General features: G+C 71.5%; 22 protein-coding genes. 14 read left to right on the forward strand and 8 right to left on the reverse strand.

Annotated elements, in window-relative coordinates:
- Positions 1-115: 115 nt before the first annotated feature.
- On the reverse strand, positions 116-1,441 hold the full coding sequence (locus G6031_RS06240; RefSeq protein ID WP_182645273.1) for a lipase family protein: 1,326 nt from the start codon (positions 1,439-1,441) through the stop codon (positions 116-118).
- Between the two features lie 123 nt (positions 1,442-1,564).
- Here G6031_RS06240 and G6031_RS06245 point away from each other — a divergent pair, with 123 nt between their 5' ends.
- Positions 1,565-2,266 (forward strand): O-methyltransferase, encoded by a 702-nt coding sequence (locus tag G6031_RS06245; RefSeq protein ID WP_182652779.1) that lies wholly within the window; start codon positions 1,565-1,567, stop codon positions 2,264-2,266.
- A gap of 37 nt (positions 2,267-2,303) precedes the next feature.
- On the opposite strand, the gene G6031_RS06250 is transcribed toward G6031_RS06245, so the two are convergent.
- On the reverse strand, positions 2,304-2,555 hold the full coding sequence (locus G6031_RS06250; protein ID WP_346995299.1) for a WhiB family transcriptional regulator: 252 nt from the start codon (positions 2,553-2,555) through the stop codon (positions 2,304-2,306).
- A 176-nt stretch (positions 2,556-2,731) separates the two neighbouring features.
- Here G6031_RS06250 and G6031_RS06255 point away from each other — a divergent pair, with 176 nt between their 5' ends.
- From G6031_RS06255 to G6031_RS06285, 7 genes are all read left to right on the forward strand, one after another.
- Positions 2,732-3,355 carry a response regulator transcription factor gene (locus G6031_RS06255; protein WP_182652780.1) on the forward strand — a complete coding sequence of 208 codons (624 nt, stop codon included), beginning with the start codon at positions 2,732-2,734 and terminating at the stop codon, positions 3,353-3,355.
- A 70-nt stretch (positions 3,356-3,425) separates the two neighbouring features.
- The gene (locus G6031_RS06260) at positions 3,426-3,713 is read left to right on the forward strand and encodes a metal-sensitive transcriptional regulator (RefSeq protein ID WP_095718749.1); all 288 of its coding nucleotides are present in this window, start codon (positions 3,426-3,428) and stop codon (positions 3,711-3,713) included.
- A gap of 53 nt (positions 3,714-3,766) precedes the next feature.
- Positions 3,767-3,982 (forward strand): heavy metal-associated domain-containing protein, encoded by a 216-nt coding sequence (locus G6031_RS06265; RefSeq protein ID WP_095718750.1) that lies wholly within the window; start codon positions 3,767-3,769, stop codon positions 3,980-3,982.
- An 11-nt stretch (positions 3,983-3,993) separates the two neighbouring features.
- Positions 3,994-6,369, forward strand: coding sequence for a heavy metal translocating P-type ATPase (locus G6031_RS06270; protein WP_182652781.1), 2,376 nt, complete (start codon positions 3,994-3,996; stop codon positions 6,367-6,369).
- Positions 6,370-6,459: 90 nt separating this feature from the next.
- A complete protein-coding gene (locus G6031_RS06275) occupies positions 6,460-7,197 on the forward strand; it encodes a superoxide dismutase family protein (RefSeq protein WP_182652782.1) in 738 nt (245 codons plus the stop codon).
- 134 nt (positions 7,198-7,331) lie between these two features.
- Entirely contained in the window at positions 7,332-8,408 is a 1,077-nt protein-coding gene (locus tag G6031_RS06280; protein ID WP_182652783.1) for a diacylglycerol kinase, read from the forward strand.
- 51 nt (positions 8,409-8,459) lie between these two features.
- Positions 8,460-9,200, forward strand: coding sequence for a glucose 1-dehydrogenase (locus G6031_RS06285; protein ID WP_182609814.1), 741 nt, complete (start codon positions 8,460-8,462; stop codon positions 9,198-9,200).
- 17 nt (positions 9,201-9,217) lie between these two features.
- On the opposite strand, the gene G6031_RS06290 is transcribed toward G6031_RS06285, so the two are convergent.
- Both G6031_RS06290 and G6031_RS06295 read right to left on the reverse strand, forming a co-directional pair.
- On the reverse strand, positions 9,218-9,793 hold the full coding sequence (locus tag G6031_RS06290; RefSeq protein ID WP_095718754.1) for a peroxidase-related enzyme: 576 nt from the start codon (positions 9,791-9,793) through the stop codon (positions 9,218-9,220).
- Positions 9,794-9,926: 133 nt separating this feature from the next.
- Positions 9,927-10,379 carry a TIGR03618 family F420-dependent PPOX class oxidoreductase gene (locus G6031_RS06295; protein ID WP_182652784.1) on the reverse strand — a complete coding sequence of 151 codons (453 nt, stop codon included), beginning with the start codon at positions 10,377-10,379 and terminating at the stop codon, positions 9,927-9,929.
- 134 nt (positions 10,380-10,513) lie between these two features.
- On the opposite strand from G6031_RS06295, the gene G6031_RS06300 reads away from it, so the two are divergent.
- Entirely contained in the window at positions 10,514-11,935 is a 1,422-nt protein-coding gene (locus G6031_RS06300; protein ID WP_182652785.1) for an MBL fold metallo-hydrolase, read from the forward strand.
- On the opposite strand, the gene G6031_RS06305 is transcribed toward G6031_RS06300, so the two are convergent.
- Positions 11,896-13,770 carry an amidohydrolase family protein gene (locus tag G6031_RS06305; RefSeq protein ID WP_182652786.1) on the reverse strand — a complete coding sequence of 625 codons (1,875 nt, stop codon included), beginning with the start codon at positions 13,768-13,770 and terminating at the stop codon, positions 11,896-11,898. The genes G6031_RS06300 and G6031_RS06305 overlap by 40 nt on opposite strands.
- A gap of 321 nt (positions 13,771-14,091) precedes the next feature.
- On the opposite strand from G6031_RS06305, the gene G6031_RS06310 reads away from it, so the two are divergent.
- A complete protein-coding gene (locus G6031_RS06310) occupies positions 14,092-15,447 on the forward strand; it encodes an MFS transporter (RefSeq protein ID WP_182652787.1) in 1,356 nt (451 codons plus the stop codon).
- Between the two features lie 70 nt (positions 15,448-15,517).
- Positions 15,518-15,973, forward strand: a complete 456-nt coding sequence (locus G6031_RS06315; protein ID WP_182652788.1) for a hypothetical protein — start codon at positions 15,518-15,520, stop codon at positions 15,971-15,973.
- A 31-nt stretch (positions 15,974-16,004) separates the two neighbouring features.
- Here G6031_RS06315 and G6031_RS06320 read toward each other — a convergent pair whose 3' ends face one another.
- Positions 16,005-16,598, reverse strand: coding sequence for a DUF1707 domain-containing protein (locus G6031_RS06320; RefSeq protein ID WP_179523744.1), 594 nt, complete (start codon positions 16,596-16,598; stop codon positions 16,005-16,007).
- 108 nt (positions 16,599-16,706) lie between these two features.
- Between G6031_RS06320 and G6031_RS06325 the strand changes: the two genes are divergently transcribed.
- Together G6031_RS06325 and G6031_RS06330 are read left to right on the forward strand one after the other, a co-directional pair.
- A complete protein-coding gene (locus tag G6031_RS06325; protein WP_241734378.1) occupies positions 16,707-17,207 on the forward strand; it encodes a carboxymuconolactone decarboxylase family protein in 501 nt (166 codons plus the stop codon).
- Entirely contained in the window at positions 17,204-18,088 is an 885-nt protein-coding gene (locus tag G6031_RS06330) for a sigma-70 family RNA polymerase sigma factor (protein ID WP_182645839.1), read from the forward strand. The genes G6031_RS06325 and G6031_RS06330 overlap by 4 nt, the downstream gene beginning before the upstream one ends.
- A 30-nt stretch (positions 18,089-18,118) precedes the next feature.
- Here G6031_RS06330 and G6031_RS06335 read toward each other — a convergent pair whose 3' ends face one another.
- Positions 18,119-18,469, reverse strand: coding sequence for a VOC family protein (locus G6031_RS06335; protein ID WP_095718762.1), 351 nt, complete (start codon positions 18,467-18,469; stop codon positions 18,119-18,121).
- A 30-nt stretch (positions 18,470-18,499) separates the two neighbouring features.
- On the opposite strand from G6031_RS06335, the gene G6031_RS06340 reads away from it, so the two are divergent.
- Positions 18,500-19,075 (forward strand): hypothetical protein, encoded by a 576-nt coding sequence (locus G6031_RS06340; protein WP_182652789.1) that lies wholly within the window; start codon positions 18,500-18,502, stop codon positions 19,073-19,075.
- A 64-nt stretch (positions 19,076-19,139) separates the two neighbouring features.
- Here the strand turns inward: G6031_RS06340 and G6031_RS06345 are convergent.
- Positions 19,140-19,362 (reverse strand): thiamine phosphate synthase (locus tag G6031_RS06345; protein ID WP_182652790.1); only part of this gene is annotated, 223 nt, incomplete at its 5' end.

The following is a 19,362-nucleotide window of genomic DNA, read 5'->3' on the forward strand; positions in this document are numbered from 1 at the left end:
CACCCCGATCCGTCAGGGTGTTGCGCTAGCTCCTAGAGACCACCTCGAGCGATGTGTTCGGAACGCTCTTTTCGATGCAGCGGAACGCTCGTCGCGACGCGCGGGGGTCGGCGGCTCAGTAGGTCCCGCAGTTGACCGGCGCCGGGACGCCGTCGATCCGGTCGGCCAGGTACTGCACCGTCCCGCCGAGGCCGGAGAGCATCGGCACCGCGTGGTTGATGACCAGCCCGGTGGCCACCGGCGGGGTGTGGTCGATCACCATCTCGACCGCCGCACCCTGCGCGCACCAGTCGCGGCCGAGCCGCTGCGACTGGTGGCCGGGCACCACGTCGTCGTTCACGGGGGACAGGATCCGCACCGGCGTGGTGGGCGACATGCGGCCGATGCGCTGGCGCTCCAGGTAGTCCATGATGGCCGGATCCTGCCTGGCGATCTCACCGGCGGACTGGCCGGACAGCGTGAAGTTGTTGGTCCGCTGATGGAAGAACTGGATGGCGGTCTCGCCGATGCACTGGTCGGAGGTGGCGGCGAGCATCGCCCGGCCGTGGTCGTTGAGGTAGGCGTCGAGGAGTCGGTTCATCTCCGGGTAGGCGTCGACGAGGCTGTTGAGCGAGTACCCGATCACTCCGGCGATCGCCGACCCGTCCGCCCTCTCGAGGGTGGCCAGGAGGTCGGCGGGCGGCGATCCGGCGGCGGTACCGACGAGGTTCACCTCGGCCGCGTACCGCGGGTGCAGTTCGGCCGCCGCGGCCACCGCGCCGCCGCCCTGGGAGTACCCGGTGAACACGGTGCGCGGCGAGTCGCCGATGTCCGCTCCCGGGACCCGCGGCGCGGCGCGGGCGATGTCCAGCACGGCACGGGCCGAGGACTCGCGGTGGACGTACGGGTGGATGCCGGGCGTTCCCAGCCCCTCGTAGTCGGTCATCGCGACCGCGTACCCGCGGGCCAACAACGCGTAGGCCTGGATGATCTCGTAGCCGAAGCCCACGCCGGGCGGGTCCGTGCGGACCGTGGCCAGGTTCTGGAAGGTCTTCGACGGCGCGCAGTGGTCGGCCTGGCCCTGGGTGCCCGGCGCGAGCACCGCGAGCGGCCGAGTCCCCGGACCCGTCCACGGTGCGCGGGGCTGGAGGTAGGTCCCGGTCACGGCCACCGGCTGATCTCTCGACCCCACGGAGGTGTACATGATCCGCTGGGCGTCGGTCGAGACCGGGCCGGCGCCGTCCGAGAGGAACTCCGCCCCGGGGATGGGAGGGATCGCACCGGCGAGTGGGAACGCCTCGGACTTGACGAGCGCGCCCGCGCCCGCGGGCAGTTGGGCCGGCGGTTGGTAGAACGCGGGAGCGGGGTCGTTGGACGAGCCCTGTGCGGCGGCGACCGGGGCGAGCACGGCCCCGCCGCCGATGGTGGTCGCCAGAGCGGTGGCGAGTGCGGCAGCGCGCATCGCGGTTCGACGAAGTAACACGGTCCCCCCGGACTTAATGTGTCGTGAATCACTGATGAACGGAGTCTAAGTCGCCACCCTCCCGCGTGGGTCGGGCACCCTCCCGGAGCTACCGTCGTGGTCATGACCGAGCGCCCTCCCGCCAGGCCCCACACCACTGACCGCGACCCCGGATGGGCGGAGGTCGACGCCTTTCTCGCCGAGGCGATGGGACTCGAGGACCCGGTGCTGCGAGACGTGCGTGAGGCCACCGCGGCGGCTGACCTGCCCGCGATCGAGGTCTCCGCCGCTCAGGCGGCGTTCCTGGCGCTGCTGTGCCGGATTATCGGCGCGCGGCGCGCCCTGGAGTTCGGCACCCTCGGCGGGTACAGCGCGGCGAGCATCGCCCGCGCCCTGGGTGACGACGGCGAGGTGGTCACCCTCGAGATCGACCCGCGGCATGCCGAGGTGGCGAGGGAGAACCTCGGACGGGCCGGGGTGGCCGATCGCGTGGAGGTGCTCGTGGGCCCGGCCGCGGACTCGGCGCGGGCGTTGATCGACTCGGGTGCCGAGCCGTTCGACCTGGTGTTCATCGACGCCGACAAGCCCGGCAATCCGGGCTACGTCGAGCTCGCGTTGCAGCTGACGCGTCCGGGCAGCGTGATCGTGGTGGACAACGTCGTGCGCCACGGCGCGGTCGCGGACGCGGACTCCGACGATCCCGGTGTCCTCGGTAGCCGCGAGGTGCTGACGCTGCTCGGCGGTCACCCGCGACTGGACGCGACCGCCCTGCAGACGGTGGGCACCAAGGGCTGGGACGGTTTCGCGGTGGCCCGCGTCCGCTGAGATCCGGCGGTGCGGGTCGGTCGGCGCGAGGTACGGGTCAACCGGTGCGCAGCCGGCCCGCCATCTTGTGCCGTTCCAGCTCGGTCATGCCGCCCCAGACGCCGTAGAGCTCCCGCTCCTCGATGGCGTACCGGCGGCACTGGTCGAGCACCGGGCACTGCCGGCAGAGCTGCTTGGCGAGTTCCTCGTTCTTCCGCCTCGTGCCCTTGAGGTCGTGGTCGTCGTTGTAGAACAGGTCCTGGTGGCCGACGCAGTTGCCGCGGTCAGCCCATGCCCATCGATCGTCCACTGCGGTCGAGGCGGCCTCAGCCAAATGATCATCCCACTTCCCGGGTCGGCGACGAGTCGAAAGACCGTGCGCGGAACAACGTCCCATCATCCGTTGTATGAAAGCGGGCGGACTACACCCCCAGGGGTGTGATCGCCGTATCGGGGCATCCGAGGGTTCGTTGCTAAGGTCTGTCCATGCCGGTCAGGGTGACTGTGATCAACGACTACCTCGTCGTCGTAGCCGGGGTGAACGCCATACTCTCGGAGTACGCCGACCGCATCGAGGTCGTGGAGAAGCGCACGGTCTCCAAGGGGGCGGCTCCGGTGGACGTGGCCCTGTACGACACGTTCGCCGCGCCGGTGGGTAAGCACGCCCGCCTGGCCGCGTTGCGTCAGGACCCGTCGATCGGTGCGATCGCGGTCTACTCCTTCGCCGCCGGCCGCGCTGCTGTGGAGGACAGTCTGGCGTTGGGGGCGAACGGCTTCCTCTCCAAGTCACTGTCCGCCCCGGAGCTGGTCCGGGGGATAGAGGAGATCGCGGCGGGGCGCGTCGTGACGATGGTGGGGCCGGGGCTGTCCGCCACGGGGGCCAACGACTGGCCCGCCAAGGAGGCGGGCCTCTCCGCCCGCGAAGCCGAGATGGTGGGCCTGATCGTGCAGGGCATGTCGAACCGGGAGATCGGCGACCGGTGCTACCTGTCGGCCAACACGGTCAAGACCTACATCCGTGCCGCCTACCGGAAGATGGGCGTGAACACGCGCGCCCAGGCGGTGGCCTGGGGAATCGAACACGGCCTGAAGCCCGACCGCCAGGCCTGAACCGCGGGAGTCCGGGGGCGGGGAGACGTGGGCCTTGAAATGGGTACCCTAGGGGGGTACCGTATGTCGCATGGCCGAGCACGGATACACCCCGAACAAGGACGACCACCTCAAGCGGCTGCGCCGCATCGAGGGGCAGGCCCGCGGGCTGCAGAAGATGGTCGAGGAGGACAAGTACTGCATCGACATCCTCACGCAGGTCTCCGCCATGACCCGGGCCCTGCAGTCGCTCTCGCTCAACCTGCTCGAGGAGCACCTGGGCCACTGCGTGGCCGGTGCGATCGAGCACGGCGGCCCGGAGGCGCAGGCCAAGCTCGCCGAGGCCAACGCGGCCATCGCGCGCCTGGTCAAGTCGTAGTCCGCTCCACCGAGCCGCCCTCCACCCATCTGCCACCACCAGAGGAGAACCCCATGTCCGACACCGCCACCTTCACCGTCTCCGGGATGACCTGCGGCCACTGCGTCGCGTCCGTCGAGGAGGAGGTCTCGGAGATCCCCGGCGTCCAGTCGGTCGAGGTCGACCTGGAGTCGGGCCGCCTCGTCGTCGTCGCCCCCCACCCCGTCGACCCCGCGCTCGTCCGCGCGGCCGTGGACGAGGCCGGGTACACACTCCACGACGCGGAATGAGGGAGGACGCCATGACAGGCACCGATATCGCCGGCCGACCGGCGACCACCGTCGTCGACCTCCAGATCGAGGGCATGACCTGCGCCTCGTGCGCCAACCGGATCGAGCGCAAGCTCAACAAGCTCGACGGGGTGACGGCCGAGGTCAACTACGCCACCGAGAAGGCGCGCGTGGAGTACGCCCCGGGCGTGGAGTCGCAACTCCTGCTCGACACCGTCCAGCAGGCCGGGTACTCGGCGCGGCTCCCGCAGCCCCGCACGCCCGCCGCCACCTCGACCCCGCCCGCCGCCGACGGGGCCGCCGCCGCGACGGGACATGCCGGCAACGCCACCGACGACTCCGCGGCCCCTGACCGGGTGGAGAGCCTGCGCCACCGCGTGATCGTCTCCGCGCTGCTGTCGATACCCGTGATCGCGATGGCCATGATCCCGGCGTTGCAGTTCACCAACTGGCAATGGCTCTCGTTGACCCTCGCCGCTCCGGTCGTCGTGTGGGGCGGGTGGCCGTTCCACCGCGCGGCGGCGATCAACATCCGGCACGGCTCGTTCACCATGGACACCCTCGTGTCGATCGGCACGTCCGCCGCCCTGCTGTGGTCGCTGTACGCCCTGTTCTTCGGCCACGCCGGGATGCCGGGCATGACCCACGGGTTCGAGTTCTCGCTCTCGCCCAGCGACGGCGCGGGGGACATCTACCTCGAGGCCGCCGCCGGGGTCACCACCTTCGTGCTGCTGGGTCGCTACATCGAGGCCCGGTCCAAGCGCACGGCCGGGGCGGCGCTCCGATCGCTGCTCGAGCTCGGCGCCAAGGACGTCGCGGTGCTGCGCGACGGCGTCGAGACGCGGATCCCCGTGGAGAACCTGCAGGTCGGTGACGAGTTCATCGTGCGCCCCGGCGAGAAGATCGCGACCGACGGCCGGATCGTCGACGGCGCCTCCGCCGTCGACACCGCCATGGTCACCGGTGAATCCGTGCCTGCCGAGGTCTCCACCGGCGACGCCGTGGTCGGCGGCACGGTCAACACCAGCGGGCGGCTGATCGTCCGGGCCACCCGCGTGGGATCGGACACCCAGCTCGCGCAGATGGCGCGGATGGTCGAAGACGCACAGTCCGGGAAGGCCGCCGCGCAACGCCTGGCCGACCGCATCTCCGGGGTCTTCGTCCCCGCCGTCCTGGTCTTGGCGGCCGCGACGTTCGCCTTCTGGCTGCTCACCGGATCCGGCACCTCCATGGCGTTCACGGCCGCGGTCGCGGTGCTCATCATCGCCTGCCCCTGTGCGCTCGGTCTGGCCACGCCCATGGCCCTCATGGTGGGGACCGGCCGCGGTGCGCAGCTGGGCATCCTCATCAAGGGCCCCGAGGTCCTGGAGTCCACCCGCCGCGTCGACACGATCGTGCTCGACAAGACCGGCACCGTGACCACCGGAACGCCCGCGCTGGTCTCGGTGACCGCCGCGGACGGCGAGGACGAGACGCAGGTGCTGCGCCACGCCGGTGCGGTGGAGGACGCCTCCGAGCACCCCATCGCCCGGGCCATCGCCGCCGGCGCCCGAGAGCGGGTCGGTGACCTACCGGCCGTAGCGGGCTTCCGCAACACCGAGGGGCTGGGGGTGTCGGGACGGGTCGGAGCCGACCCGACTGACGACACCCGTGACGACGACGACGAGGTGGTCGTGGTGGGCCGTCCGGCTCTCCTCGCCGAGCAGCACATGCCGCTGCCGGCCGAGCTCGAGCGGGCGGTCGACGAGGCCTCCGGGCGCGGCCAGACCGCCGTGGCGGTGGGCTGGGGTGGCCGTGCCCGCGGGGTGCTGGTGGTGGCCGACCAGATCAAGGACTCCTCCGCCGAGGCGGTCGGGAGGTTCCGCGGCCTGGGTCTCACCCCCATCCTGCTCACCGGCGACAACGCGAGGGTGGCCGCGTCGGTGGCGCAGCAGGTGGGCATCGACCCCGGGCCGGACGCCGTGATCTCCGAGACGGTCATCGCTGAGGTGCTGCCAGCGGAGAAGGTGGACGTGATCCGCAGGCTGCAGGCGCAGGGCCGGGTCGTGGCCATGGTCGGCGACGGCGTCAACGACGCGGCCGCCCTCGCCACCGCCGATCTGGGGCTGGCGATCGGGACGGGCACCGACGCGGCGATCGAGGCCTCCGATCTCACCCTGGTCCGCGGAGACCTGCGCGCCGCGGCCGATGCGATCCGGCTGTCCCGCAGCACCCTGCGGACCATCAAGGGCAACCTGTTCTGGGCGTTCGCCTACAACGTGGCCGCGCTGCCCCTGGCGGCGGCCGGGTTGCTCAACCCGATGATCGCGGGCGCGGCGATGGCGTTCTCCTCGGTGTTCGTGGTGGCCAACAGCCTGCGGCTGCGCCGCTTCCGCGCGGCGGAGTAGCGGGTTTCGCACGGTTGCATCCGCGGTGAGCGTGGGTACGGTGACGGCCACGACGCCGACACGCACGACGCCGACTAGGAGGTCCACCGGATGACCGCACAGAACCGACCTGGACAGACCGTTCCCGACCAGACAGTTCACGCCCAGACCGTGCCCACTCTCCGCCGAGCCCGCAGGGGCAGCGCCTTCGTCGCACTCACCGCAGCCGCGGTGCTGGCCGCCTCGTGCGGGACGGGGGAGGACTCTCCCGCCGCCGAGGGGACCACCACCCCCCAGGACACCGCCACCACCGCTGACGCGGGAGCCGGGGGCGAGGAGCAGGGCGACCGGGCCTTCGCCACCGCGGAGCTCACAGACCCCGAGGGCGGACCGCTGGGCACGGTGGAGTTCGTCGAGTCCGACGGCGGCACCCTGGTCACCGTCGAGGCCAGCGGACTCGAGCCCGGATTCCACGGACTGCACATCCACACGACCGGGCTGTGTGAGCCGGACAGCGCCAATCCCAACGACCCCGAGGAGAGGGGCGCGTTCCTCTCGGCCGGCGGGCATCTGGCCGGGCCGGACGGCGGGGCCGGGCATCCCGAGCACGCGGGCGACCTGCCGCCGCTGTACGTCGCCGGCGACGGGACCGCCCGCCTCACCACCCTGACAGACCGGCTGGACCGGGAGCTTTTGCTGGACGACGACGGTTCGGCCGTGATGATCCACGAGGACCCGGACAACCTCGCCCACATCCCGGAGCGCTACGCACCGGACGGGCCGGATGAGGACACGCTGATGGCCGGCGACGGAGGCAGCAGGATCGCCTGCGGGGTGGTCGTCGGCTGACCCCCTCCGACACGTGACCGGACAACTGTCCGGTCACGTGTCTGATAACCCCCCGATCAGGCGGCCTGCTCTGGTAGCGTCCGCCGCGAACAGGCGCGCGTCACCACGCGCCGCCTCAGGTCGGGAGGGGACACATGGCCATCCGGGTCGCACAGATCGCCACGGGGAACGCCGGGGCGATCGCCCTGCGCCACCTCATCGAGGACCCGCGCTTCGACCTGGTGGGCGTCTGGGTCCACTCCGCGGACAAGGCGGGCAGGGACGCGGGTGAGCTCGCCGGTCTCGGGGTGGACACGGGCATCACCGCCACCACGAGTGCGACCGACATCGTGGCCGCGGCGCCCGACTGCGTGGTCTACTGCGCGATGAGCGACACCAGGCCGGTGGAGGCCGCGCGCGACATCCGCGAGTACCTCGCCGCCGGGATCAACGTGGCGGGCACCGCGCCCACTCCGCTCATCAACCCCGCCGCGGGCGTCCCCGACAGCGCGCGCGCCAAGCTCGAGGCCGCGGCCCTGGAGGGCGGTGCCACCCTCTTCGTCACCGGCGTGGACCCGGGGTTCACCAACGATCTCCTGCCGCTCGCGATCACCGGCACCTGCCGCGAGGTGCGCCAGGTCCGCTGCACCGAGTTCTCCGACTACGCCACCTACGATTCCACCGAGTCGATGGTCGACGTCATGGGTTTCGGCACCCCGCTCGACCAGACCCCGCTGCTGTTCCTGCCCGGGGTGTTGACGGCGGGGTGGGGGGCGTCGATCCACCTGCTCGCCGCCGGGTTGGGCGTGGAGGTGGACGAGATCACCGAACACGTCGAGCGCGAACCCGCCCCGGAGACCTACGAGGTCGCGGCCTGCACCATCGCCGAGGGCACCCAGGCGGGGTTCCGCTTCCAGATCACCGGCATGGTGGCGGGCGAGCCCGTCATCGTGGTCGAACACGTCACCCGGACCCGGGACGACCTGCGGCCGGACTGGCCGTACGCGGTCCAGGAGGGGCACTCGTACCGCGTCGAGGTGATCGGCGAGCCGTCGTACGTCCTCGACCTGGCCGCGCAGAGCGCGGACGGCGACCACAACTACTCGGCGATCCTCGCCGGGGTCGGCAGGGTGGTCAACGCCGTACCCGCCGTCGTGGCCGCGGCGCCGGGGTTGACCACGACGCTGGATCTGCCGCTCACCGGCGCGCCGGGCATCGTCGGTACGCGCTGACGCGTCGACCGGCGTCGTCACCACAGCTGTTCACGAGTAGAGGGAGTCGTCATGGGTCGGGTCGAGGGCAAGGTCGCCATCATCACGGGTGCCGCACGGGGGATGGGCGAGGCCGACGCGCGCCGGCTCGTCGCGGAGGGCGCGAAGGTCGTGCTCACCGACGTGCTGGACGATCAGGGCGAGGCCGTGGCGGCCGAGCTGGGGGAGGGCGCGCGCTACCGCCATCTCGACGTGTCCGATGCGGAGCAGTGGAAGGCCGTCGTCGAGGAGACGGTCGCCGACTGGGGTGGGGTCGACGTGTTGGTCAACAACGCGGGGATCGCCAACGGGGCCGAGCTGCACAGGTTCCGGCACGACAAGTGGCAGCAGATCCTGGACGTGAACCTCACGGGGACCTTCTACGGATGTCAAGCCGTCACCGAGACGATGATCGCCGCCGGTGGTGGGTCGATCATCAACGTCTCGTCGATCGAGGGAATGCGCGGTACGCCGTGGGCGCACGGGTACGTGGCCGCCAAGTGGGCCGTCCGTGGGCTCACCAAATCGGTCGCGCTCGAGCTCGCCCCGCACGGCATCCGCTGCAACTCGCTGCACCCGGGCCTCGTGCGCACCCCCATCACCGAGGGGATCCCGGACGACATGATCCCGATCCCCCTCGGCCGGCTGGGCACCGTCGAGGACGTGGCCAACTTCGTGCTGTTCCTGGCCTCCGACGAGTCCTCCTACGCCACCGCCACGGAGTTCGTGGTGGACGGCGGGACCATCAACGGGATCCCGCACAAGCAGCTGTAGGGCGTGACCGCGGCGGCCTACTTCTCCCGCGGCGCTCGGCCCATCAGGTAGAACTCCGGGTTCGGCCGCATGTCGGTGGCGTTGGCCACCCGGTTGCTCAGCCCGAACAGGCCGGTGATCGTCGCGATGTCCCACGCGTCCTCGTCGTCCAGGCCGTGCGCGTGCAGCGCGGCGAAGTCGGCGTCGACGAGCTCGTCGGACCGCAGGTTGACCTTGGTGGCGAAGTCGCAGATGGCGCGTTCCCGTGGGGTCAGCTCGGCCTTGTGATGGCTCACGGCCAACTGGTCGGAGAGGTACGGGTCCTTCTTGACGATGCGGAGGATCGCACCGTGCGCCACCACGCAGAACTGGCAGTTGTTCTGCGCGGAGATGGTCACGATGATCATCTCCTTGTCCGCCTTGGACATGTTCGAGCCCTCGCGGTCCATCACCGCGTCGTGGTAGGCGAAGAAGGCCCGCCACTCCGCCGGGCGGCGCCCGAACATCAGGAACACCTCGGGGACGAACCCGGCCTTCTCCTGCTCCGTCAGAATGCGCTCCCGCAGGTCGTCGGGGAGATCGGCGAGCTCGGCGAGGGGGAAACGGTCGGACATGTGCGGCTCCGGGGGAGTGGGGCGCCCGGGTGGGGCGCCGGGCTGGGGGGCGGGGAACTGAGCAGTGGAGGGGCTCAGGGCTGGAGGGGCTGGAGGTCTGCCCAGAGGCTATGCCGCGTCGCCCGCCGCCGGATCAGGATCGCGCCGCGGACCCCCACGTGTGTACCCGCTCGATCTCCAGCCAGGCGTCGACGCGGGCGCGATCGCGGACCGGGTACTGCTGGTCCGTGTAGTGCCGGGACAGCGCGTCGATGCCGGCCAGGTCCGGGTCCTCGGCGATCTCGGTGATCCGGCCCTGGATGCTCACGTGCGAGTACCAGTCGTCCGCGTCCAGCACGGACAGTGCCACCCGCGGGTCGCGCCGCAGGTGCTGGAGTCGGACCCGGCCGGCGTCCAGGTTGAGGTGGATGCGGCCGGCGACCAGCCGGTACCAGGTGGGCACGGTCACCGGGGAACCGTCCCTGCGCAGCGTGGCCATGACGCACGGATTCGGCCGGGCGAGCAGGCGGCGCAGGTCGTCGGTCAGCGGGGAGCCGGACGGGTGTGATTCGGGCTGGTGCGATTCGGACTGGTGTGAGTCAGACACGGCGCGCGGTCCTCTCGTCGGTGGCGGGTACTCCGGTCCAGTGTGCGCGTCGTCCGCGCCGAGGGGTGGCGCTATACCCCCGAGGGTTTTACGGTGGAGTGTGTACCTGTTCCCCACGGAAACGGACACACACCATGCTCTTCGAGCGCATCTATGACTACGACCTGGCCCACGCCAGCTACTTCATCGGCTGCCAGAGCAGCAGTGAAGCGATCGTCGTGGACCCCAGCCGCGACCTGAGGCCCTACTTCGAGATGGCCGACCAGCACGGCATGACCATCGTCACGGTCACCGAGACCCACATCCACGCCGACTACCTGTCCGGCACCCGCGAGCTGGCCGCCGCCACCGGCGCCACCGTGTATCTCTCCGACGAGGGCGGCGAGGACTGGCGCTACGGCTTCGAGGGCGAGCGGCTCCGCCACGGCGACACCATCGAGCTCGGCAACGTCCGACTCGAGGCCGTGCACACCCCCGGCCACACGCCCGAGCACCTGATGTTCCTCGTCACCGACGGCGCGTTCGCCGACGAACCCGGCTACGCACTCACCGGCGACTTCGTGTTCTGCGGTGACCTGGGCCGACCGGACCTGCTCGACGAGACCGCCGGCGGCAGCGACTCAGGCGGCGACGACTCCGGAGCGGACACCCGCGTCGAGAGCGCCGGGCAGCTGTTCGCCAGCCTGCGCGAGCACTTCCTCACCCTGCCCGACCACGTCCAGGTGTTCCCGGCCCACGGCGCGGGCTCCGCCTGCGGCAAGTCACTGGGCGCGCTGCCGTCCAGCTCGGTGGGATACGAGCGGAAGTTCGCGTGGTGGCCGAAGTACGTGGAGAACGACGACGAGGAGGGCTTCATCTCCGAACTCCTCGACGGCCAGCCGGACGCGCCGGCCTACTTCGGGCGGATGAAGCGGCAGAACCGGGACGGCCCCTCCGTCCTCGGCCATCCACTTCCGGAGCTGCCCGAGCTGCCAGCGGAAGAGGTGGCCTCCGGCATCGACTCCGGTGCCCTCGTCGTCGTCGACCCCCGACCCGCCGACGACGTCCACGACGGCACCGTCGACCGCGCCATCAACCTCCCGGCCGGTCAGGCCGGCACCTACGCCGGCTGGGCCATCGACCCGGAGTCCGACACCCGCGGCCTGGTCCTCCTCGCCGAGGACGCCGAGGCGGCCGACGAGCTGCGGCGCCACGTCATCCGCGTGGGCGTCGACTCCACGCGCGGGTACGTCACCTCCACCGACGGACTGCCCACGTTCCGCCCGGAGACCGTGGACCCGGAGGACCTGGAGGCCCACGAGCACACCATGGTGCTCGACGTCCGCGCCACCTCCGAGTACTCCGACGGCCACGTCCCCGGCGCCACCCAGCTGCACGGCGGCCAGGTGATGTGGGAGCGCGACGAGCTGCCCGACCCGGGCACGATCGTCACCTACTGCCAGTCGGGTGCCCGCAGCTCGGTCGTGGCCAGTGCGCTGCGCAGCGTCGGGTACGACGTCACCGAACTCGAGGGCAGCTATTCCGCCTGGGAGGAGGCCGGACTGCCCACCGAGTGACCGGCCGGCCGCGGGTCCGCACTCGGCCGCGGGTCCGAGCTCGGCCGCGGCCCCACGGCCTCGCCCGCGGGAAGGAACCGTCCCGCCGAGAACTGTCGGCCGTACCCCTCGGCGAACTCGCCGTCGGACCACACCACGTGGCCGCTGATGATCGTGGCGGCCACCGCGCGGTCGTTGCGGTTGACCATGCGGTGGATGCCGCCGAGCTCCGGCATCGCCTCCTCGTGGTAGTCCAGCGACTCGCCGTCGAGGCCGGCCGGGTCGATCACCACCACGTCGGCTCGACGCCCGGGTGCGATCCGCCCGGCGTCGAGCCGGTAGAAGTCGGCGAGTTCTCCGGTGAGCTTGAACACGGCCTCCTCGACGGACAGGAACGGGGTACCCCGACGATCCGCCTCGTGCACGCGCTCGAGCAGGCGGACGCCGAAGTTGTAGAAGGCCATGTTGCGCAGGTGCGCCCCGGCGTCGGAGAAGCCGATGGTGATCCCCGGGGTCCGCGCGAGCCGGTTGGCGACCTCCTCGCGCGCGTTGGCGATGGTGGTGGTCCACCGCAGGTCGGCGCCGTGCTCCACGACCAGGTCGAGGAAGCAGTCAGCGGGGTGCAGTGACCGTGCGCGGGCGACGTCGCCGACGGTCCTGCCGACCAGCGACTCGTCGGGGCAGGCCACGATCAGGGCGTCGTCGAAGTCGCGGTGCCACACCCGTGGGCTGAACCGCTTCTCGAAGTCCCGCCGGAACCAGCGCCGGTAGCCCTCCTTCTCGAGCAGATCGGTGCGGGCCATCTCGTCCTTGAGGTGTAGCGCCTCGCGTCCGGAGCCGAACTCCTCGAAGACCACCAGGTCGATCCCGTCGGCCCACACCTTGAAGGTGGTGGGCAGGTGCTGCCACACGAACCTGCCCCTTCCGAGAGTGTTGGCCACCCATGCCAGCGGCCGGAAGATGCGGTTGACCCACGGCTCGGCCAGGGTGTCCGCGGCGGCGAGGAGTGAGACCCGCAGCGGCTTGCGGAAGAGTCCCGTGCTGGTGGCCACGTAGAAGGCCACGTCGACCTTGGTGTTGAGGTTCGGCACGCCCTGCAGGACCCGGTCGCGCCGGCGGAGGATCCGGCTGAGGCGCCGGAACTCCTTCCACGAGGCGTGTGTGGAGGGCAGGGTCCGCGAGCGGTAGCGGTCGCCGTCCATCTTGTCCCACGGGTTGGTCATGGTGGAGACCCCGAGGAAACCCAGGTCGAGGGCCTCGTCCACCCGCCGTTCGATCTCGCGCAACTCCTCCCGACCGGGGGAGTGCTCCGGGTCGGTCGCCCGGCCCAGGCCCATCACGGAGGCGCGGACGTCGGAGTGGCCGAGGAAGCTCGCCACGTTGGGCCCCAGCGGCAGGGCCTCGACCGCGCGCCGCCATGCCGCCGGGTCGGACCAGGACTTCGTGCGCTCGAGTGCCTCGAGGACGGCGTCCCGGGGCAGGGCCTCGACGCGGCTGAACAGGTCGGCCACGTCGACGGTGTCCGAGTAGACCCCGGACAGGGAGCAGTTGCCCACGAGCACGGTGGTCACCCCGTGCCGCACCGACTCGCCGAGCCCGGGGGAGACCAGCAGTTCGACGTCGTAGTGGGTGTGGGTGTCGACGAATCCGGGCATCACCCATCTGCCGTCGGCCTCGATGACGCGGGTGCCGGGCGAGATCGGGAGCGGGGCGGGGCTCACCGCCGCGACGACGCCGGATCGGATCCCGACGTCGGACCGGACGCCCGGCGCGCCGGTTCCGTCGTAGACGGTCCCGCCGCGGATCACGATGTCGAAGTCGGCGCCGCCCGGGCTGGCGTGATCAGTGGTGTCCACGAGGCACTCCCTGGTTTGTGACACAAAACACATACTTCACCAGGCTACCCGGACGCTGGTCCAAGTCCAGACCTCGTCGCGAATTCCCCTGCGCCGCCCGGCCGCCGTGGGCTCCGGCGAGAGGCCGCCGCCCCGGAGTGCCCGTGTCGTCGCGTGGTCACACCCGCTCACGTTTCCCGAGGTGGCGTTCCCGCTCAGGTGCCGTTTGCGACCACTCGCCGGAGGGCGCCCTGGAGCACCGGCGGCACGGCGCCGCCGCGCGGTATCGGCCGGTCGCCGCGCGAGTGAGGCACCCGCGGGCCGGGAGTAGCGTTGTCGCGCATGACCACACGCACGGAGCGCCTCGACGGCCTGCCGTTCACCCGCAAGCACCGCAGGCTGTTGCTCGGATCCGGGGTCGGGTGGGCGCTGGACGCCATGGACGTGGGCCTCATCTCCTTCGTCATGGCCGCGCTGGCAGTGCACTGGGCGCTCACCCCCACCGAGCTGTCCTGGATCGGGTCCATCGGGTTCGTCGGCATGGCGATCGGCGCCGCGCTGGGCGGTCTGCTCGCGGACAGGATCGGTCGCCGCCAGGTCTTCGCCGCGACGCTGCTGGTCTACGGACTGGCCACGGGCGCGGCGGCCCTGTCGACCGGCATCGCGGTGCTCATCGTCCTGCGCTTCATCGTGGGCCTCGGCCTGGGTGCCGAGTTGCCTGTCGCGTCCACGCTGGTCAGCGAGTTCGCGCCCCGCCGGATCCGCGGCAGGGTCGTGGTGATCCTCGAGGGGTTCTGGGCCGTCGGCTGGATCATGGCGGCGCTCATCGGGTACTTCGTGGTCCCGACCGGCGACGACGGATGGCGCTGGGCGCTGGCCGTGGGTCTGGTCCCCGCCGCCTACGCGTTGGTGATCCGGTTCGGGCTGCCCGAGTCGGTGCGGTTCCTGGAATCGAAGGGCCGGGTCGACGAGGCCGAACGGATCGTCCGCGACTACGAGGCCTCGGCCGGGGTCGAGCCGCCCGCCGACTCGGCCGGGGTCGAGCCGCCCGCCGCCGCGATCGACGGGGCGGCGACGGACCGGCTCGAGCCCGTCGAGGAGTCCGCCCGCGAGTCGATCTGGTCCCCGCGACTGCGACGCCGGACCGGTGCCCTGTGGATCGTGTGGTTCGGGATCAACTTCTCCTACTACGGCGCGTTCATCTGGCTGCCCAGCCTGCTGGTCTCGCAGGGTTTCGACCTGGTCAGGTCGTTCGGTTACACCCTCATCATCACGCTCGCCCAGTTGCCGGGGTACGCGGTGGCGGCGTGGCTCATCGAGGTGTGGGGCCGCCGCGTCACCCTCGCGGTGTTCCTGTCCGGTTCGGCGGTCGCCGCCGGCCTGTTCGGGCTCGCGGGCTCGCCGGCGACGATCATCGCCGCGGGCATGGCGCTGTCGTTCTTCAATCTCGGCGCGTGGGGCGCGCTGTACGCGATCGGCCCCGAGCTCTACCCCACCAGGACCCGCGGGTCCGGCACCGGCGCGGCGGCCGCGTTCGGGAGGATCGCCTCGATCATCGCGCCACTGCTCGTCCCGGTGATGCTCGGCGCAGGGGGCACCGCGATGGTCTTCGGGGTGTTCGCGGCGGCCTTCGTCGTGGCAGCGCTGGCGGCTTTCACCCTCCCGGAGCGCAAGGGCGTCGCGCTCGAGGAGACCTGACCCGCCTCGCGGCCCGTCGGCCGACCGAGGCGCGGATGCGGCAGCGGGCCGCGGATGTGACGATGACGCGGTGACCCCTCGCGTGATCGGTGCGCTCGTCTCCGTGCTCGGCCTGCTCGTCGTGCTCGGGGGGATCCTGCTGGGCAGCATCGGGGTGGCCACGGGCGGGTGGATCCAACGGGTGGACTGCGGCACCTACTTCAGCCCCGACTACCGCGAGGCCCGGGACAAGGACAACGCCCTCACCTCGTTGAGCTGGGCGGACCTCCTCCGGGGCGAGCGCCCCCAGCCGAGTTCGGAGGCGCAGGAGGCCTGTGACTCCGCCCTCGCCCAACGCAGGGTCCCCGTACTGGCATCGCTGGGCGTGGGGGCGACGATCGTGGCGGTCGGACTCGGTCTGGGAGTGTTCCCCGCGGTGGCGGCCCTCGGGAGGAGAGAGGGCGACGGCGGGCCGGGGACCGCGCACGGGCCGGGGACCGGGCACGGTCCGGGGACCGGGCACGGACCGGGCAACCCCGCCGGGTAGAACCGTGGACGGCGGGACCCGGCCGATGGGTTCAGTCCCGCGTCTCGCGCCCGTCGCCCAGCTCGCGGATCCGCTCGGTGGCCGCGCGGAGGCGTTCCTTGCGCGCCTCGTCGTCGGACTCCTTGAGCTCCTCGTAGAGCTCCTCGTCCGAGTCGGTGAACTGCAGGATGGCGCGCGGAACCCCCAGGGTCAGGACCAGCGACGGCCAGACGATCCACGCGTAATCCCAGCCCACCACGAACTGGAGTACGAGGAACGCCACGAGCGTCGCCCCCAGGACCAACCCGTCGAGCGTCTCCACCGTCTTGCCCCGTTTGCGGAGATCCTGGAGCTCGCGATCCGGGTCCGATGCCGCCGGCGACGACGACGAGGTGCGCACCAGCTCGCCACCGGCCGCCGTGGCCGACTGGACGATCATGCCGTCAACGCTGGTCAGGGGCATTCCGCCCGGGAGATCGCTGAACGACCCGCGGAGCTGACCCAGGGTGCGGGCCGCTGCGATGTCGCCCGAACGGGAGTGGAACTCCGGGTCGTCGAGGCGCCCCGCGGCATAGTGGTCGCCCAGCGCGGTGAGGGCGTGCAGACGCTCGGAGTCCGAGAGCAACAGATCATCGGGATCGGTCATGTGTCCAGGCTATGAGGGGACGCCTCCGACCGCCATAGGTGATCGCACCCATCCGCTGTCATTTCCGGCAGCGTGTCACATCCGGTGACGCTGGTGCGTCGAAGGGGTATGAGTACACATCAGAACGACCACGGACAGCGCAAACAGGTCAGCGCGGGCGCGATGGCGCCCATGCTGGCGCTCGAGGCCTACACCCGGGCCCGGGTCTCCCGCTCCGACAGTCACCTCATCAGGCTCCGCGTCTCGGCGGTGAACGAGTGCCGCTTCTGCACCGCCATGCACCGGCGCGACGCCCGTAAAGACGGCTGGGACGACGCCCGGATCGTGGCCGCCGAGGACTGGCCCGCCCACGCCGGTGAGCTGTCCGAGGGGGACCTCACGGTCCTGCGGTTCGCCGACGCGGTCACCCACATCCACGGCGAGGACTCGGTCTCGGACGAGCTCTGGGACGACGTGGTCCGACACCGGGGCGAGTCGGGCACTGGACAGCTGCTGATGGAGGTCGTCACCATCAACGCATGGAACCGGATCGCAGTGGCCACCCGGAAGGATCCGGGCTCGCTCAGGGGCGTGCGCCGGGAGGACATCGATCCCGTTCGCCCGAGGTGACGACGGCCGGTGCGCTCGCCGGACTCGACCGGGCCGCGGTGGACCGGGTCCGGGGACGGCTCCTCGGGGTCGGGTACCGCATCACCGGGACGTGGGCCGACGCGGAGGACGCCGCCGACGAGGCCCTGGCCCGCCTGGTCGGTCTCGAGGCGGGATCGGCGCCCGACAACCCCGAGGCGTGGCTCACCACGGTCACCACGCGCCTGTGCCTGGACCGGCTGCGGCGACGCAGGCGGGAGGACTACGTGGGGGCGTGGCTCCCCGAACCCGTCGACACCGCCCTGTTGCCCTCGGAGCTGGCCGAGCAGCGCGACGACCTGCGGATCGCCGTCCTGCTGGCCTACGAGCAGCTCGGCCCCGAGGAGCGCGCGGCCTTCGTCCTGCGCGAGGCCTACTCCCTGCCCTACGCCGAGATCGCCGGCGCACTGGACGCGGCCGTGCCCACGGTCCGTCAGTGGGTGAGCCGGGCGAGGCGCAGATTGGACACCGACCTGCGTCCGCCGGAGCGTGCACCGGATGCGGTGATCTCTCGGCTGGTCGAGGCCGTCCTGGCCGGTGACCTCCAGCAGACGATCGAGGTGCTCACCGCGGACGCCCGGGTGGTCTCGGACAGCGACGGGAAGGTCAACGCCGCCCGCAGGGACATCGTGGGGGCCCGCAAGTGTGCGTACTTCCTCATCAAGGCGGCGGAGCTGTCCGACGGCATGATCGCTCCGGTCGAGGTGAACGGGGAGTTCGCGCTGGCTGTGGTCTCCCGTGGGGTCGTCCGGGTGGCCCAGCTGGGTGTGGTCGACGGCCGCGTCACGCGGGTCTACTTCCACTCCAACCCGGCCAAACTCACGCGGCTCGCGTTTCCGGAGGGGTTCGAGCCGAGCGCGTGAGGCGGCGGCCCGCGGCAGCCCGGTCTGGGGCTACTCGGGCACCCACATGGCCATCTCGTTCCCGCCGGGCTCCCGGAAGTGGAACCGTCGGCCGCCCGGGAAGGAGAAGGGTTCGAGGGTCACCACGCCGCCCGCGGCCTCGACCCGTCCGCGCGCCTCGGCCAGGTCGGCAACCAGGATCACCATCAGCGGTGCCGGTGACTGCTCGTCGTCGTCGCCCTGGATCCCCACCTCGATCCCGCCGCCGGTGAGGTCGGTGTACGACGTCCCGTACACGGTGGGCGACCAGCCGCACACCGTCGCCAGGAACTCGGCGGTCGCGGGCATCGACGTACTGGGGAATTCGACCATGGTGATCTGGTCCGGGGTCCTGTCCTGCATGCGCCCGACGGTACGGGCACCATGGGTGCGGTGGCGCGGTTTCGATCCCTCTACCCGGTTCTGGCTCCCCCGGTCCTCCTCGCCGCGACGGCCTGCGCGGGCGGGGCCGCGCCGACCCCTGTGCCGTCCCCTCCGACGAGCACCGGCCCGATCGGCGCGGCGAACGTTCCGCTCGACACCACGATCGATGTCCCCGGCTCACGCGCGGCACTCGAGGCGGGACAGGCGGAGATCCGACGGGTCCTCGAGGGCAGGATCGGTGCGGACGGATGGAGGGAGGCGCGCGCGGCGCAGGAGGTCGCCTGTCCCAGTCGGAGCGACGCGGCCGGTGTCGGGGACGCCGGGATCGGCAAGTTCTACGCCCGCGAGATGCGTCACCCCGATGCCCTGGACCCCGCCGGGTGGGACCGGGCTCTGGAGGAGGTCCTGAACGCCGTCGAGCCGCACGGTTTCCGGCCCAGGCCCACCGACGAGGGACCGACGCGGCCCGGGATCCACTACGTCTACCTGGTCAACGACCACCGGGACGAGCTGACCCTGTCCACGCATCCGACGATCGGTACCGGCTACGGCGGGTTCGGCGTCTGCTACCCCTGGGGGGACTGAAGGATCGTGGGCGGGGGCGGGACCGCCGGTGACGGGCCCGTCGCCCGAGCCTCTCGCCCGGCCCTCACGCCCGGGATCGTGCCCGCGCCAGGTCCCATCGTCCGAGGAGTGCGGTGGCGGCGGCGCCTGGATCGGGCGCGGTCATCACGGCCGACACCACGCACACGCCGTCCAGGGCGGTGTCGGCGAGGAGGCCGACGTTCGCAGCGGTGATCCCGCCGATGCCCACCGCCGGGACGCCACGTCGGTGGGCCGCGCGGGCGATCCGGTCGGCTCCTGCCGGACCG

The organism is Dietzia sp. CQ4 (genome assembly GCF_014145125.1).
GTDB lineage: Bacteria > Actinomycetota > Actinomycetes > Mycobacteriales > Mycobacteriaceae > Dietzia > Dietzia natronolimnaea.